This is a genomic window from Acinetobacter sp. USHLN143 (assembly GCF_037145695.1).
GTDB classification, from domain to species: Bacteria; Pseudomonadota; Gammaproteobacteria; order Pseudomonadales; family Moraxellaceae; genus Acinetobacter; species Acinetobacter fasciculus.
In genome coordinates this window covers 1-223 of the sequence record NZ_JBBCWZ010000317.1, presented here as the reverse complement: position 1 = coordinate 223, position 223 = coordinate 1, and the positions used below count along the sequence as shown (strand labels likewise).

1 protein-coding gene is annotated in these 223 nt (G+C 29.1%); it reads left to right on the top strand.

Annotation, left to right across the window (positions count from 1 at the left end):
• Positions 1–223: MerR family DNA-binding protein (locus tag WFH18_RS18195; RefSeq protein ID WP_336755460.1), on the top strand; the 223-nt coding region annotated here is incomplete at both ends.

Here is a 223-nt window from a genome sequence, read left to right as displayed (position 1 = left end):
GCGAATTAAATTTATTTTGAATTGCCGAACTTTAAATATGAGTTTGAATGAAATTCGTCAATTACTTACCTATAAAGACAAACCTGAGAAAAATTGTTCAGATGTGAATGAATTAATTGACTTACATGTCAGTGCTATCAGAGAAAATATAATCAAGCAACAAAAGCTTATTGAACAACTATCTGATTTAAGAGGTACTTGTGATGGTTTATGTACAATTGAC